This window comes from Gilliamella sp. B3464, from assembly GCF_026536145.1.
Lineage (GTDB): Bacteria > Pseudomonadota > Gammaproteobacteria > Enterobacterales > Orbaceae > Gilliamella.
Genome location: NZ_JAFNOQ010000003.1, coordinates 100928 through 116204, shown reverse-complemented (window position 1 = coordinate 116204; position 15277 = coordinate 100928). Strand labels below are relative to the sequence as shown.

12 protein-coding genes are annotated in these 15277 nt (G+C 35.8%); 7 read left to right on the top strand and 5 right to left on the bottom strand.

Going from position 1 to position 15277, the window contains the following annotated elements; translation table 11 throughout:
- The first annotated feature begins 164 nt into the window (after window positions 1–164).
- The 7 genes from murC to yfbR all read left to right on the top strand — a co-directional run bounded on the left by murC (window position 165) and on the right by yfbR (window position 7522).
- Entirely contained in the window at window positions 165–1610 is a 1446-nt protein-coding gene (gene murC, locus J3U57_RS04515; RefSeq protein WP_065798417.1) for a UDP-N-acetylmuramate--L-alanine ligase, read from the top strand.
- A gap of 5 nt (window positions 1611–1615) precedes the next feature.
- Complete coding sequence (locus J3U57_RS04510) at window positions 1616–2524, top strand: D-alanine--D-alanine ligase (protein ID WP_065633873.1); 909 nt, start codon at window positions 1616–1618, stop codon at window positions 2522–2524.
- Between the two features lie 13 nt (window positions 2525–2537).
- The gene (locus J3U57_RS04505; RefSeq protein WP_267333543.1) at window positions 2538–3371 is read left to right on the top strand and encodes an FtsQ-type POTRA domain-containing protein; all 834 of its coding nucleotides are present in this window, start codon (window positions 2538–2540) and stop codon (window positions 3369–3371) included.
- A gap of 21 nt (window positions 3372–3392) precedes the next feature.
- Window positions 3393–4646 (top strand): cell division protein FtsA, encoded by a 1254-nt coding sequence (gene ftsA / locus J3U57_RS04500; RefSeq protein ID WP_267333542.1) that lies wholly within the window; start codon window positions 3393–3395, stop codon window positions 4644–4646.
- A gap of 93 nt (window positions 4647–4739) precedes the next feature.
- Window positions 4740–5867 (top strand): cell division protein FtsZ, encoded by a 1128-nt coding sequence (gene ftsZ / locus J3U57_RS04495; RefSeq protein WP_416379582.1) that lies wholly within the window; start codon window positions 4740–4742, stop codon window positions 5865–5867.
- Window positions 5868–5932: 65 nt separating this feature from the next.
- A complete protein-coding gene (gene lpxC / locus J3U57_RS04490) occupies window positions 5933–6847 on the top strand; it encodes a UDP-3-O-acyl-N-acetylglucosamine deacetylase (protein WP_065633869.1) in 915 nt (304 codons plus the stop codon).
- A gap of 87 nt (window positions 6848–6934) precedes the next feature.
- Complete coding sequence (yfbR, locus tag J3U57_RS04485) at window positions 6935–7522, top strand: 5'-deoxynucleotidase (RefSeq protein ID WP_267343954.1); 588 nt, start codon at window positions 6935–6937, stop codon at window positions 7520–7522.
- A gap of 82 nt (window positions 7523–7604) precedes the next feature.
- Here the strand turns inward: yfbR and J3U57_RS04480 are convergent, their stop codons facing one another.
- The 5 genes from J3U57_RS04480 to J3U57_RS04460 form a co-directional block, all read right to left on the bottom strand.
- A complete protein-coding gene (locus tag J3U57_RS04480; RefSeq protein ID WP_267343953.1) occupies window positions 7605–10058 on the bottom strand; it encodes an autotransporter outer membrane beta-barrel domain-containing protein in 2454 nt (817 codons plus the stop codon).
- 122 nt (window positions 10059–10180) lie between these two features.
- Window positions 10181–10852 (bottom strand): response regulator, encoded by a 672-nt coding sequence (locus tag J3U57_RS04475; RefSeq protein ID WP_267333539.1) that lies wholly within the window; start codon window positions 10850–10852, stop codon window positions 10181–10183.
- Window positions 10852–12480 carry a DcuS/MalK family sensor histidine kinase gene (gene dcuS, locus J3U57_RS04470; protein ID WP_267358437.1) on the bottom strand — a complete coding sequence of 543 codons (1629 nt, stop codon included), beginning with the start codon at window positions 12478–12480 and terminating at the stop codon, window positions 10852–10854. Before dcuS ends, J3U57_RS04475 begins: the two co-directional genes overlap by 1 nt.
- Window positions 12481–12596: 116 nt before the next feature.
- Window positions 12597–13757: an NAD(P)-dependent malic enzyme gene (locus J3U57_RS04465; protein ID WP_267343952.1), complete on the bottom strand. Its 1161-nt coding sequence runs from the start codon at window positions 13755–13757 to the stop codon at window positions 12597–12599.
- Between the two features lie 125 nt (window positions 13758–13882).
- A complete protein-coding gene (locus tag J3U57_RS04460) occupies window positions 13883–15202 on the bottom strand; it encodes a 2-hydroxycarboxylate transporter family protein (protein ID WP_267333536.1) in 1320 nt (439 codons plus the stop codon).
- Between the last annotated feature and the right edge of the window lie 75 nt (window positions 15203–15277).

The window sequence follows — 15277 nt, the reverse complement described above, 5'->3', positions numbered from 1 at the left end:
TTTTTTATATAATGTGATGTAATCATCTTACTTAAGATGTTTAAGATTAATAATATCGTTATGACATATCAATTATTGAGTTCATTAATAATAAGCATAATAGAATACTCAATAAAGTTAAGGCATAACACGTAAATAAAAACAGTATAATTAGGAGTTCGATTGTGAATACGAAGGAATTAGCTGAATTAAGAGCAATTATTCCCGAAATGAAACGTGTCAAACATATCCATTTTGTTGGGATAGGTGGCGCTGGCATGGGAGGAATTGCCGAAGTTTTGGCTAATGAAGGTTATCAAATTAGTGGCTCGGACATTGCTGAAAACGCGGTAACACAACATTTAGAGACATTAGGTGCAAAAATTGTTATTGGGCATGCGGCCGAAAATATACTCGGTTCAAGTGTTGTTGTGATATCTTCAGCTATTTCGCAAGATAACATAGAAGTTGTTGCGGCACGTGAAGCGCGTATTCCAGTTATTCAACGGGCAGAAATGTTAGCCGAACTAATGCGTTTTCGCTATGGTATTGCCATTGCCGGTACACACGGTAAAACCACAACAACAGCCATGGTTACAGCTATCTATGCTGAAGCAAAACTTGACCCGACTTTTGTTAATGGGGGATTGGTTAAAGCAGCTGGCACACATGCGCAATTAGGTAGCAGCCGTTATTTTATTGCCGAAGCAGATGAAAGTGATGCTTCATTTCTTCATTTGCAACCAATGGTATCGATTGTCACCAATATTGAACCTGATCATATGGATACTTATCAAGGTAATGTCGAAAATCTTAAACAGACATTTATCTCGTTTTTACGTAATCTTCCTTTTTATGGTTTAGCAATAATGTGTTATGACGATCCATTTAATCGTGATTTATTACCTATTGTCGGGCGTAAAATTATCACTTATGGATTTAGTGAAGAAGCGGATGTGGTCATTAAAAATTATCGTCAGGAACAAGGTATCAGCTATTACACGGTGTGCCGACCAAATCATGAAGATTTACAGATAGAATTAAATGCACCAGGAAAACACAATGCGTTAAATTCAGCTGCTGCAATTATTGCTGCCACTGAAGATGGTATTGACGATGAGTCAATTATTCATGCCTTAGCTAAATTTGCGGGCACCAGTAGACGGTTTGATTTATTGGGGGTCTTCCCGCATGTCAATGGCAGCGATATTATGATGGTGGATGATTATGGTCATCATCCAAGTGAAGTTAATGCAACAATACAGGCAGCAAGAAATGGTTGGCCCGATCGTCGATTAGTCATGTTGTTTCAACCCCATCGATATACTCGAACTCGGGATTTATTTGATGATTTTGCGCAAGTACTTTCTCAAGTCGATGCGCTGGTTATGTTGGATGTTTATTCCGCCGGTGAGCAACCCATTGCGGGAGCGGATAGTCGATCTTTATGTCGTTCGATTCGTAATCGCGGTAAAGTTGATCCAATTTATGTTTCCGATTTAGATCTTCTACCTGAGATTATGCAGGAATTATTGCAAGGTGGGGATTTATTATTAACACAAGGTGCTGGTAGTGTAGGTCGTATTGCTCGACAATTAGCCAGTGCTCAATTATATTCAAAAGAGGTATAATAATCATGAACGATAAAGTAGCTGTATTATATGGTGGTACCTCTGCGGAACGTGAAGTGTCGATTAAATCTGGTCGTGCAGTGCTAGCCGGATTATTGGCCAGTGGGATTGATGCCCATCTTATTGATACTAAAGACCATGCTATTACGGATCTAAAGCAACAAGGTTTTAATAAAGCTTTCATCATACTGCATGGACGTGGAGGTGAAGATGGTATTGTTCAGGCCATTTTAACTTATCAAAATATTCCTTATACAGGCAGTGATGTGTTGTCATCTGCACTGACAATGGATAAATTAAAAACCAAATTAATTTGGAAAGCAATGGATTTGCCGGTTGCCAATTATGTTATGGTTAATAAAACCCAACCTGTTGATGTTGAGTCTATTGTTAAACAACTTGGTTTACCGCTATTTGTAAAGCCAATTCATGAAGGATCAAGCGTTGGGATGGCAAGAGTTAATGAAATCTCTGAATTGAAAGATGCTATAGATGTTGCTTTTCAATATGATGATGCGGTGATGGTTGAGTCATTTTTATCTGGACCGGAATTTACAGTAGCAATTGTTGGTGAAGAAGTTTTACCCGCAATTTACATTAAACCAGCTACCAAATTTTATGATTATGATGCAAAGTATCTATCTGACTCAACACAATACTTTTGCCCAAGCGGTTTACCCGAAAATAAAGAACAGGAAATTCGTAAATTGGCCCTTGATGCTTATAAAGCAGTAGGATGTCGAGGGTGGGGAAGGGTAGATATTATGTTTGACGATAATCAAAATCCTTATTTACTTGAAGTCAATACCGCTCCAGGTATGACAGATCATAGTTTAGTGCCAATGGCAGCCAAGCAATACGGTTGGTCATTTAGTGAACTAGTTACACGAATTTTAAAACTGGCAACTATATAATGGCCCTATTTTTATGAAACAAGTTAGGCAAGCAGCACATCGACGAGAAGAAAGAAAAAAAAGGCGCCTGCTTATTTTTCGTAATACAGAACAATTCATGGGATTTTTGTTCTTTATTATGATTATTTTAATTAGCACTTGGATTGTGCAAAGTATTAAAGAGTGGATGGATGATCCAGAACAAATGGTATTGTCTCAGTTAACATTGAGCGGAGAACATACTTATACAACGGAAAATGACCTTCGGGAAGCGATTTTAGGTTTAGGTTTACCAAATACTTATATTGGACAAGATGTTGATGATATTCAGCAAGAAGTCATGCGCTTTCCATGGGTTAAGCATGCCAGTGTACGAAAACAGTGGCCGGATCGATTGATTGTTCATGTCGAAGAGTATAAACCGGCATTTTATTGGAATGATTTATTTTTACTTGATGAAAATGGCGTTGTATTTAGTGTACCTTTGGATCGTATTAACGATTTAAAATTACCAAGGCTATATGGACCTGAAGGTAAAGCAAAATCAGTACTCGAAACATATTATAAATTAGATAATTTATCTAAAAAACTGGCTAATAATCAGTTGGCATTAAAGATTGACGCGGCAATATCCGATGAGCGAAATGCTTGGCAACTGATGGTAAAACAATGTATTGCTGGTATATGTGTTGAAGATCAGGAAATAAAATTGGTGTTAGGAAGTGAAAACATCGAAGAGCGTTATCAACTATTTATGAAATTATTTCCTGAAATACAATCAAGAATACCAACAAATGAAAGAATAACGGTCGCTGATTTACGTTATGAAAATGGTATTTCAGTACAAAGAGAAAAAATAGCGCAGTAAGGAATAAATAAAGGCTGAAGTATGAAAGCAACAGAAAAAAAATTGGTTGTAGGACTAGAAGTTGGTACATCAAAAGTACTTGCTCTTGTTGGTGAGGTTCTTCCCGATGGTATTATTAATATCATTGGTGTAGGGCACTGCCCATCAAAAGGCGTTGATAAAGGTGGTGTTAACGATCTAGAATCTGTGGTGAAATCAATCCAACGTGCTGTTGATCAAGCTGAGCTAATGGCAGATTGCCAAATATCTTCGGTTTATTTAAGTCTTTCTGGCAAACATATTCGTTGTCAAAATGAAATTGGTATGGTGCCAATTGCCGATGAGGAAGTGACCGCCGAAGATGTTGAAAATGTGGTGCATACAGCAAAATCAGTCAGAATTTTAGATGAACATCGAATCTTACATGTTATTGCCCAAGAATATTCCATTGATTTACAAGAAGGAATAAAAAATCCGATTGGTTTGTCTGGCGTACGTATGAAAGCTAAAGTGCATTTAGTCACTTGCCATAATGATATGGCCAGAAACATTGTAAAAGCGGTTGAACGTTGTGGTTTAAAAGTTGATCAGCTTATTTTTTCTGGCTTAGCATCGAGTTATGCAGTATTGACTGATGATGAAAAGGAATTAGGCGTCTGTGTTATTGATATGGGCGGCGGCACAATGGATGTGACGGTGTATACAGGTGGTGCTTTACGTCATTCTGTTGTCATTCCTTATGCGGGAAATGTTGTTACTAGCGATATCGCTTATGCCTTTGGTGCCCCACCAATGGATGCTGAAAATATTAAAATTCGCTATGGTTGTGCTGTCGGTTCATTAATTGGTAAAGATGAAGTCATCGATGTACCGAGTGTCGGCGGTAGACCATCTCGTTCTTTACAAAGACAGACACTTGCTGATGTCATAGAACCTCGTTATTCTGAACTTCTTTCCTTAGTTCAAAAAGAATTACTTTCGCTACAAGACGAACTAAAAAAACAAAATGTCAAATATCAACTCGCAGCCGGTATTGTATTAACTGGTGGTGCAGCTCAAATTAAAGGTATGGTTGAGTGTGCGGAAAAAGTTTTTCAAAATCAAGTACGTATAGGTCAACCTTTAAATATTTCGGGCCTAACTGATTATGTACAAAAACCTTATTGTTCAACGACAGTTGGGTTATTACACTATGGGAAACAGAGTTTATTAAATGATGATGGCAAAGATAGTGACAAATCATCATTAAAAGGGATAGCTAAACGTTTGACCGGTTGGTTTAAAAAAGAATTTTAGCTAATATATTTCAAGAACTTCGTGGACATTGTAGACGGTTATCTGTACAATGTTCTAAGATCGTATAATTGGAGATAAGTTATGTTTGAGCCTATGGTTGCAGATGATGAACCAGCAGCAGTCATTAAAGTTATTGGTGTTGGTGGTGGCGGTGGTAACGCCGTTGAACACATGATTGCTGAACATATTGAAGGTGTAGAATTTTTTGCGGCAAATACAGATGCACAAGCATTAAAAAGAATTAAGGTAGGTCAAACTATCCAAATCGGTACCAATGTAACCAAAGGACTTGGTGCTGGTGCTAATCCTGAAGTGGGTAGAAATTCTGCCGAGGAAGATCGTGAGGTCATTCGTAGTGCTATTGAAGGCGCTGATATGGTATTTATCGCAGCGGGAATGGGTGGTGGAACAGGAACAGGTGCTGCCCCAGTCGTTGCTGAAATCGCTAAAGAGTTAGGTATTTTGACCGTTGCTGTAGTGACAAAACCATTTGGTTTTGAAGGTAAAAAGCGTATGGCTTTTGCTGAGCAAGGTATTGCTGAATTAGCTAAGCATGTTGATTCACTTATTACTATACCAAATGATAAATTACTAAAAGTATTGGGTAGAGGCGTTAAGTTATTAGATGCTTTTGCGGCAGCAAATGGTGTATTAAAAGGTGCGGTACAAGGTATTGCAGAATTAATTACTAAACCTGGTCATATCAACGTGGACTTTGCCGACGTTAGAACAGTGATGTCAGAAATGGGATATGCCATGATGGGATCAGGTCGTGCAAGTGGTGATAATCGAGCTGAAGAAGCTGCTGAAATGGCCATTTCTAGCCCATTATTAGAAGATATTGATTTATCTGGTGCGCGCGGCGTCTTAGTTAATGTTACCGCCGGTTTAGATCTTGGCTTAGAAGAATTCGAAACAGTGGGTAGTACAGTCAGAGCATTTGCTTCTGATAATGCCACTGTTGTTGTCGGGACAACTTTTGATCCTGATATGTCAGATGAAATTCGAGTTACTGTTGTTGCAACAGGCATTGGTATGGATAAGCGTCCAGAAGTTAAAATTGCTAAACCAATTTCACAAAACTCGCTATTTGGTCAAAGCAGTAATTTAGGACATCAAGAAGAGAAATTAGCTAAAGTGGTTAATGAGCAAAGCATTTCTCCTCTGGAAGAAAATAAAATTTTAGATATTCCTGCTTTTATCCGTAAGCAAGCGAATTAGTGTTGAACTTATTTGGTTTTTTATTGTCTAATGTCAATAGAAACAAATAGAATAGTAGGTGTAAAGTGAAACAAAGAACATTAAAAAGGACAATACAAGCAACAGGTGTTGGTTTGCATACCGGCAAAAAAGTTACTTTGACGTTACGCCCTGCGCCTGAAAATACAGGTGTTATTTATCGTCGTACTGATTTGAATCCATATGTTGATTTTCCGGTGGATGCAAAATCAGTGCGTGATACTATGCTTTGTACATGCTTAGTGAATGAAGATAACGTTCGTATCTCAACTGTTGAGCATATTAACTCAGCGCTAGCAGGTCTTGGCATCGATAACATTATTATCGAAGTTGATGCGCCTGAAATCCCAATTATGGATGGTAGTGCAAGTCCGTTTGTTTATTTACTGCTTGATGCAGGTATTACCGAGCAAAATGCACTTAAACGATTTTTACGCGTTAAAGAAACTGTTCGCGTTGAAAATGGTGACAAATGGGCTGAAGTTAGACCATATAATGGGTTTAGATTAGATTTTACTATCGATTTTCATCATCCGGCAATTGATAGTAGTTCACAACGTTATCAGTTGGATTTTTCGTCTGAATCATTTATTCGTCAAATTAGCCGAGCAAGAACATTTGGTTTTATGCGTGATATTGAAGCATTACAATCAAAAGGTTTGTGTTTAGGTGGTAGTTTAGATTGTGCAATTGTGGTTGATGACTATAAAGTCCTTAACGAAGATGGCTTGCGTTTTGAAGATGAATTTGTTCGTCATAAAATGCTCGATACTATCGGTGATTTATATATGTGTGGCCATAATATGATTGGCGAAGTCGTTTGTTATAAATCTGGTCATGCTTTAAATAATCAATTATTACAAGCTTTATTAGCAAAACAAGATGCGTGGGAATATGTCACTTTTACCGAAGAGCAAACTGTTCCACTTGCTTTAGGTACGCAGCAACTTGTTTTAGCTTAAAAATTTAAATACATTTATTTATCTAATAAGCGCTTCCATACAGTAATGGAAGCGTTTTTTATTTTTAAATCAGAAAGAGTTTTCCCTATGAATACTAGTCATTTTTTTGCTCATTTGTCACGATTAAAATTGATTAATCGCTGGCCTTTAATGCGTAATGTGAGAACTGAAAATGTATCTGAACACAGTTTGCAAGTGGCTTTTGTTGCCCATGCTTTAGCTATTATTAAAAATAAACGATTTAATGGTGATGTTAATCCTGAACGAATTGCATTATTAGCTATGTATCATGATGCATCAGAGGTTATCACGGGCGATTTACCCACACCAACCAAATATTACAATCCACAAATAACGGTTGAATATAAAAAAATTGAAAAAATAGCACAAAATAAACTCATTAATATGTTACCCAAAGAGTTACAAGACGATTTTAGATGCCTAATTGATGATGATTTTTATACTGAAGAAGAAAAAAGCATTGTGAAACAAGCTGATGCTTTATGTGCATATCTTAAAACAATTGAAGAGTTAAGTGCGGGTAATAACGAGTTTAAACTGGCAAAACAGCGCCTTAAAAAAACTTTATCTGAGCGAAGCAGCCCTGAAATGGATTACTTTTTAGATGTTTTTGTACCGAGTTTTAATCTTTCTTTAGATGAGATCACTGCATAGAGAATTATTGCTATGTCGATTTGATGATGCTCTTTTTTGAAAAAACAGTAGAGCATCATCTTTGTCTGGTTAGTTTCAGTGATTAAAAACTAATTTTTGTAAGAGCCGTAATATAATTTGAATTTCTTTTACTCTCACCAAAGTATTGATAATTAATATTTACATCAACTAAATTATATTTATAGGTGATGCCGCTAGCAAAGTTATATTGATTTTTGCTACGGTTGGATGAGTAGGCACGCATTTTAGATAAATTATCAATGCCATTAATAGTGATATCACTATCAAATTTATCATTACTCAAATTAAATGCATAACCTGTTTTTGCGGTTAACAATAATTGACTATCCTGATTTTGCCAAACTAAATAATTTGCTGTTAAATCGACAGGAAGCAATAATGATGAGTTAGATGATTTAGCATATTTAACTAAATCAATACTGTTATAACTGACATCATGTGCGCTATTTTCAGTATGCACATAAGTTAAACCAATCGCAGGTGTTAATGTTAATTGATCAGTACTTTGCCAGTCATAACCAATCGAACCACCAATATTCCACGTATTACTATGGAATTTTTCTTTGATAGTATTGTGATTGTCGTCTGCTTTTAATCGGTTTTTTCCATAAGAGTAGCCGGCGTAAGTTGATGCAATGATATTTGTTGGTGATTTATAAGTAGAATAAAGCTGAATTTGATAATTATTGATATCTGAATCATTGGATGAAGCTGCTTTATTTTTATAATCACCTGACGAATAACCGATTGCTGAGCCTACAAGTAGGTTATCTAGCAACTCGTTGTCGTATCCCATCATAAATCCGTTAGAAGAGTATTTATAACCAGAAATACCATCATGGTTATCGGTATTTTCATCATGATGGGTAAGGTTTATCCATAAATTATCATTATTATTGACTAATTTTTTATTTTGAAAATATTGTCCAACTTGTTTGTCTAAGATTGATTTCGTGTAATTGAAGTTGTTAAGTGCAATTTCAGACAAGTGTAAACCCTGATTATTATTATATAATCCAGCTAAGGTGCGATTAAATTGTAAACTCGTGCCACGATTTTCAATAGCTAAATTACCTCGTCCTATTGCGCTTAATATTGCCCAGTTTAAATCGCCAGCTAACGATTTATCAGAAATAACACTGCCTTTATTAGTCGGATTATAGAATGATTCATACGAAACTTTAGCTACATTTTGTGCAAATCGTTTTGCTACATTTTTTGAATTAGTACCGACTTGTTGATAATAACGGGAAATTTGACGATCAGCAGCAGCTTTTGTTTGAGCGGCATTACTAAAGTCAGTGACATTAGTCGCGTTAACAAATTTTAACTCATTGCCTGTTAATTTAAAGTTCAGATCGCCATAAATGTTTTGAATAAGTGCTTTTGTTTCATTATTTTGAATATTAGCAATTTTCAAAGAATTATTTGCTGATAATACGGTGGCATTAGCTTCAGAAGAGGTATATTTAAATGCGTTCTTTAAAAAGTCATCTGTTGCAGAAAATTTTGCTGTTGTATTAACATTAACATTATCACCATTAATTTCATTAATCTGTTTGGTATCAGAAACCCCAAAACTAATAATGCCATCAATATTTAATTGTGATGTTCGGTTAGTTTGATCACTAATGAAAAGAGAGCCTTTAGAGGATTCGATTGTCGCATTTTTACCGATATATACCTGTCCATTTGATGCCAGTTTGACAAAACCATTACCTCGGCTAGCACTTAAAATACCTTGATCAATCACGTTGAAATTACCACCAAGGCTGACATCAACAGTCCCTCCTCGCATAATGATCATTTTACCGGTCTTACCTATGGTCACAGAAGACTTATTGATATCGTTATTGGTCGTTTCTAGTACTGTTTTTGCTCCGATGATTTCAATATCACCACCAGTTAAATTAAAGCTACGAGTGATTAACTTAGCTGGTGCTAGAGCGGTACCGGCTAAATGATTATCGCCACTTCGAATATTGGTATCGCCATCTACTTTTACGGTGGTTTTACCTGTCGTATTTACGCCTGTTCCCATGACATTACCAGCCAAAATCATGAGTCCGCCTCTTTCTTTATCTGCACCTAATTCAACATTAATATCGCCTGTTACATGAACGTTAATGTCTTGATTGATAGGGTTATATGGATAATCTTTATGCAACCCTAAATATTGAGTAAAGAATTTTGTATCAAATTTACCAATCCATGTATCATTATGAATTTGAAAGTTACCATTGATATTCATATTGATATCACCTGCGGCAAGTGAAGCTGTTTCACTATCGGTTTTACCACTAAAACCTAAGTGAAATGAACCATCACTATTAACAGTCAAACCGTCAGAAACGTTAATATTAACCGCATTAGTAGTACTGTTAGTTATGAAATAACGTTCATTAATCTGGTTAAAAGGTAAAATGACATCAGAAGAAGCGACATAGTTATAAGCTTGTGCTTGATTGGCACTAAATACTGTGATGATTAATAAAGAAATTGATTTGAGTTTCATGGTTTATCTAAAAATCCTTTTAAAAATGAGGATAATAAACCATCAATAATAATAATCAATAATTTTTATTTCTTGACTGTTATTATTTTATAATCAATATGTTAATTAAAAATAATCACAAATTAATTCTGATAAGTATAACGTTTTACTGGTCTACCAATGGATAAGTAGGTCAAATGACTTTCAAGCTCTTCACGTTCTTCTAAGTAATCAAGATATTTTTTTAATGATATGCGCGATAATGGTATTAACTCGACAATATCGCTCATCGAAAATTCATGATTATAGTGAATAATAGTTTCACGGACTTTTTTTAATGTTTGGCTATCAATTCCTTTGGGTAACTCTTTATGGTTTATCGATGGTTTGGCAAAAATACGATCGTCTAATTGATGTTGATTAAGTATTTTTGATGACGACAATAAACGTACTCGTTCTTGATATGAAATAAGTGCAGTTCTTAAACGTTCAAAGGTAAATGGTTTGACAATATAATCAATTACGCCCAAACGTAATGCTGTTTGGATATCACTGGTATTACATGCTGCTGTCACCATAATAATATCAATTTGTGGATAACTGATACGAATATGTTGTAACAACTCAAGCCCATTAAGTTTAGGCATAAAGACATCGAGTAAGATAAGATCTATATGATTGTCATGAATAAAATGGAGTGCTTGTTCGCCATTACTCACATTGGCAATTAAATGAAATCCTGTCATCCTTTGTAGGTATTTTTTATTTAACTCCGCCACCATTGGATCGTCTTCAACAATCAATACATCAACCATTACTCTTTCTCTCTATAAAGTTCACAAAGTGGTAATGATACTTTAAAACAAGCCCCTTTTTTATTAATTGGATCACACAATTGAATATGCCCACCAAGTTCATCAAGACTAGCTAATACTAAATAAAGTCCTATACCTCGGTTATCTCCTTTGGTTGAATAGCCTTTGTTAAAGATATATTGTATATCTTCTTGTGCAATACCTTCACCATTATCAATGACTTCAATTTCAAAAATTTCATGACTTATCACTAAATTAATAATGATCTGTTTATCATCTAAAAATTGAATAGCATCTAATCCATTATCGATGAGATTGCCAAGAATGGTAATTAAACTGTGGGTCACAGAGATATTCGGGATGAGTTTTAATTCACCTTTAACATTTAAAGATAATGATATACCGAGCTCACGAGCTCGACTAAATTTGCTATTTAAAAATCCCGCAATAATAGGATCTTTTATTGTTTGACTAATTAGCTTAGATTCGGCTTGTTTGTTACCTATTATCTCTTCAAGATAATCGATTAACTCTTGTTTATTATCATTAAAGGCTAACCCATAGATAACATGTAATTTATTATTAAATTCATGAGATTGTGAACGTAATGCATCAGCATAACGATTCACCCCCGTTAGGTTTTCGGCTAATTGTCGTACTTCTGTCATATCCCTAAATGAGGCAATCGCGCCAACAAGTGATTCTTTTACAAATAATGGTGTTCGGTTAGTTAAAATAACAACGCCATTGATGTTTTGTTCACAATCATATTCAGGAATACCTGTCATCATGACATCACACAATCGAGTATTGGGAATAATCTTTGCAATTGGATAGCCGATAATATTATCTTTGCTATCTGGTAAACGTAATATTCTTCTCGCTTCGTCGTTAATTTGAGTTATCAGCCCTTCACGATTAACAACCACAATACCTTCTTTAACTGTTCGTATAATTGCATTTCGTTCTTCAAATAAGTGAGCCATCTCTAATGGTTCGAGTCCATATAATATTTTTTTTATGTTTCGAGAAAGTAAAGACGCTAAGATAATGGCGATGATTAATGATGCGACTAATGATAACCAAATAGGTTGACTGGTTTTGGCTGCTGAATGATTAATTTTTTTTAGCGTTTGTCCAACTAGAACCCCCCCAATTTGCTGGTGTAATTGATTGAAAATAGGTCTAAAAGCACGCACTGAATCGCCTAAGGTTCCTTTGGCAATGGATGAATAGGATTCGCCTTTTAATGCCGGTTGCTCATCGCCGCCAACAATAAGTTGCCCAATTTTGTTTTTATCTGGATGGGAAAGGCGTATGCTTTGCATATTAAAAATAACCACAAAATCGACTTGAGTCATTATCCGTGCTTGTTCAGCAATAGTTTGAATGGAGGCTAAATGTTCTGGTGTTGGGGTTTGCATTTTATGGATGATGTCATCGGATGTTGAGATGATATTAGCAATATTTTCAACCCCTTGACGTGAATGCATTAAATATTCGTCATTAACAACATGTACAATATAAATATTTTGGGCAATAACCGATAGTATAAATACCAAACAAATTAAGCTAATTAATTTAATTTTGAGTGTTAATCGATTAAAAAGATACTTCATATTCATCATTCATGCTAAATCATTAATAGTTTGATTATATTAACTTATTAATGGTGAAAACCTACTACCCAATTATTTTGATAGTAGGTTTTGATTGTTAAGTTTAGTTATTGATCCTCTATTACTTATTCACTTTTAGCCGCATTTTTCACACTTTCGGCCACGACTTTAGCGACATTAGGCTCAAAAGCGTTGGGTAATATACACTCTACAGATAATTTATCGGGCGTAATAATGTTAGCTAAACCTTTAGCTGCCGCTAACTGCATGGCTAATGTAATATTTTTGGCTCTCGCGTCAAGTGCACCTCTAAAGATGCCTGGAAAAGCCAGTACATTATTAATTTGATTTGGATAATCACTGCGCCCTGTCCCGACAATGTAAGCGCCAGCGGCTTTTGCTTCATCAGGAAAAATTTCGGGTGTCGGATTTGCCATTGCAAAAATAATTGCTTTTTCTGCCATGGTTTTGACCCAATCGGCTTTTAAAACCCCAGGTGCAGATACGCCAATAAAAACATCGGCATTTTTTACTGCATCTTCAAGTGTACCTTTTTGTTTTGATTTATTTGTTCTTTTGGCTATCGCTAAATGATGAGGAGGTAGGCTTTGATCATCTTCAGATAAAATGCCAATTTTGTCGACGATTTTTAGATCGGTAACACCTGCCGCTAAAAGCATATCGGCAATAGCTAAACCGGCAGCTCCACCGCCGTTAATAACAACTTTGGCCGATTCAATTTTTTTACCCGCCACTTTTAAAGCATTATATAACGCGGCTAAAACAACAATAGCTGTGCCGTGTTGATCATCATGGAAAACAGGGATATCTAATATTTCTTGCAATCTTTTCTCAATCTCAAAACATCTTGGTGCGCTAATATCTTCAAGATTAATTCCGCCAAAAGATGGGGCTAATGCTGCAATATGCTTAACTAACTCATCAGGATCTTGCGTATTGAGTGATAATGGAATGGCATCAACATTAGCAAATTTTTTGAATAATATCGCTTTGCCTTCCATGACGGGTATTGCTGCTTCAGGCCCTATATTTCCTAGCCCTAATACCGCTGAACCATCAGTTATAACCGCAACCAGATTGCGTTTGCTGGTATACTCATAAACTGATTCAGGATTTTTAGCAATTTCAGTACACACTGCAGCAACTCCAGGAGTATAAGCCACACTCAAATCCGACATAGAGTTAACCGGGACTTTAGCATTTATTTCAAATTTGCCATGCATTTGTTTGCTGATAGCTAAGGCTTTTTCTTGCACTGTTGTCATAATTATTCCTTTTTAATTATACTCAATCAATTTTTTATAAGAGGTTAGATAATTGGATATCTAAACTGTTAACCTAATCATGTAACATGATAATTATTAATTATTTTAACTCATCTTTTTTGCGACTACATATGTAAATATCTTAATAGTGCTGTTGTGCATATCACCATTAATGCGCCTCCTAAACGCGTTGCGACTTGCGCAAAAGGCATTAGATTCATTCGATTAGCGGTTGAAAGTATCGCAACATCGCCTGTTCCCCCCATTCCACTTTGACAAGATGAAATAATCGAGGCTTCAACAGGGTACATTTTTAGGAAGAAACTACATACAAAACCGGTCATCGAAACAGTTAATACAACCGAAATGATGGTTATAAAATAAGGCACGGTTAATACATTGACTACACTACCTAAATCAATATACAACAACCCTAATCCTGCCATTAATGGGAAGGTAAAATTGCCAGAAATAAACTTATACCATTGCTGGCTACCCCGTTCTACACTTTCAGGTAGCAAACGGAAGTATTTCACTATTGCAGTAGCAATGATCATTAAAACTGGTCCAGGGAAGTGAGTTATCTTTTCTAAAATCATACCGAAAATAAATAAGGTAGCTAAAATCATTATCGCACCGCTCATGGCTCTAGCATCTAATGGTGTTTTATCTTCTTTTAATGCGTCGGCAAGTCCATCAAATTCAATTTTGACTAACTGACCATGACCACTTAACTGTGGTTTTAACTCACCGATTCGACTCATAATAGCGGTGAAAGTAATAGCAAAAAAGTTACCTACAACGGTTGCTGGGATTAATGCACTCACAAAGGAATCATAATTTTGATTAAGGATATTACTATAAGCATTAGATAGCTGTAACACACCTTCACCGATTCCGCCTGCCATCACTGGGGATACTGTGTAGAAAAATGCATGTTCCCATGTATCACCAAAAGCGACAGCAACTGCAACGCCAACAACAGCTGCGATGCACATGCCAAGCAGCATAGGAATCATCATACGAATAAAACCTTGAATCAAAATGACTCGATGCATACCAAGAATACTACCACAAACTAAACTCGCAATATAAAACAGCAGGAAATTAGAATCCTTCATTAACATTTTTGTGGCGGCTAATGTGTTTTCATCAAAAACGCCATAATATACAAGGATAGAAGGCACAATTAAGGAAAGTATAGCTGGTGCACCAAATTTTTTAAAAAAGGGAATATTTTGCCCAATAGTGCCTAAACACCATCCAAGGGGTAAAATCACCGCAAAACCACCAATTAATGTTTTAGGTAACATGTTCAACTGGGCTGCAATGATAACAATAATTGAGCACACAATAAAAATTGGTAAGGGTAACGAACCAATATAAATTTTATTTTCTTGTATTTTCTGCATCATGCCCATAACTGTATCTCTCCTTTCTGTCATTTTATTATTTCTCTAAATAACAGTAGTATAGTTATACAGTTAGAAATCAGAAGAATATGAAACTTATCTAACTCG

Excerpts from the sequence above, each read along its gene's own strand:
- J3U57_RS04460 (WP_267333536.1), bottom strand. The coding sequence starts at position 15,202 with ATGACAGAAAGGAGAGATACAGTTATGGGCATGATGCAGAAAATACAA.
- J3U57_RS04465 (WP_267343952.1), bottom strand. The coding sequence starts at position 13,757 with ATGACAACAGTGCAAGAAAAAGCCTTAGCTATCAGCAAACAAATGCAT.
- ftsA (WP_267333542.1), top strand. The coding sequence starts at position 3,393 with ATGAAAGCAACAGAAAAAAAATTGGTTGTAGGACTAGAAGTTGGTACA.
- dcuS (WP_267358437.1), bottom strand. The coding sequence starts at position 12,480 with ATGATGAATATGAAGTATCTTTTTAATCGATTAACACTCAAAATTAAA.
- J3U57_RS04475 (WP_267333539.1), bottom strand. The coding sequence starts at position 10,852 with ATGGTTGATGTATTGATTGTTGAAGACGATCCAATGGTGGCGGAGTTA.
- J3U57_RS04505 (WP_267333543.1), top strand. The coding sequence starts at position 2,538 with ATGAAACAAGTTAGGCAAGCAGCACATCGACGAGAAGAAAGAAAAAAA.
- J3U57_RS04480 (WP_267343953.1), bottom strand. The coding sequence starts at position 10,058 with ATGAAACTCAAATCAATTTCTTTATTAATCATCACAGTATTTAGTGCC.
- ftsZ (WP_416379582.1), top strand. The coding sequence starts at position 4,740 with ATGGTTGCAGATGATGAACCAGCAGCAGTCATTAAAGTTATTGGTGTT.
- J3U57_RS04510 (WP_065633873.1), top strand. The coding sequence starts at position 1,616 with ATGAACGATAAAGTAGCTGTATTATATGGTGGTACCTCTGCGGAACGT.
- yfbR (WP_267343954.1), top strand. The coding sequence starts at position 6,935 with ATGAATACTAGTCATTTTTTTGCTCATTTGTCACGATTAAAATTGATT.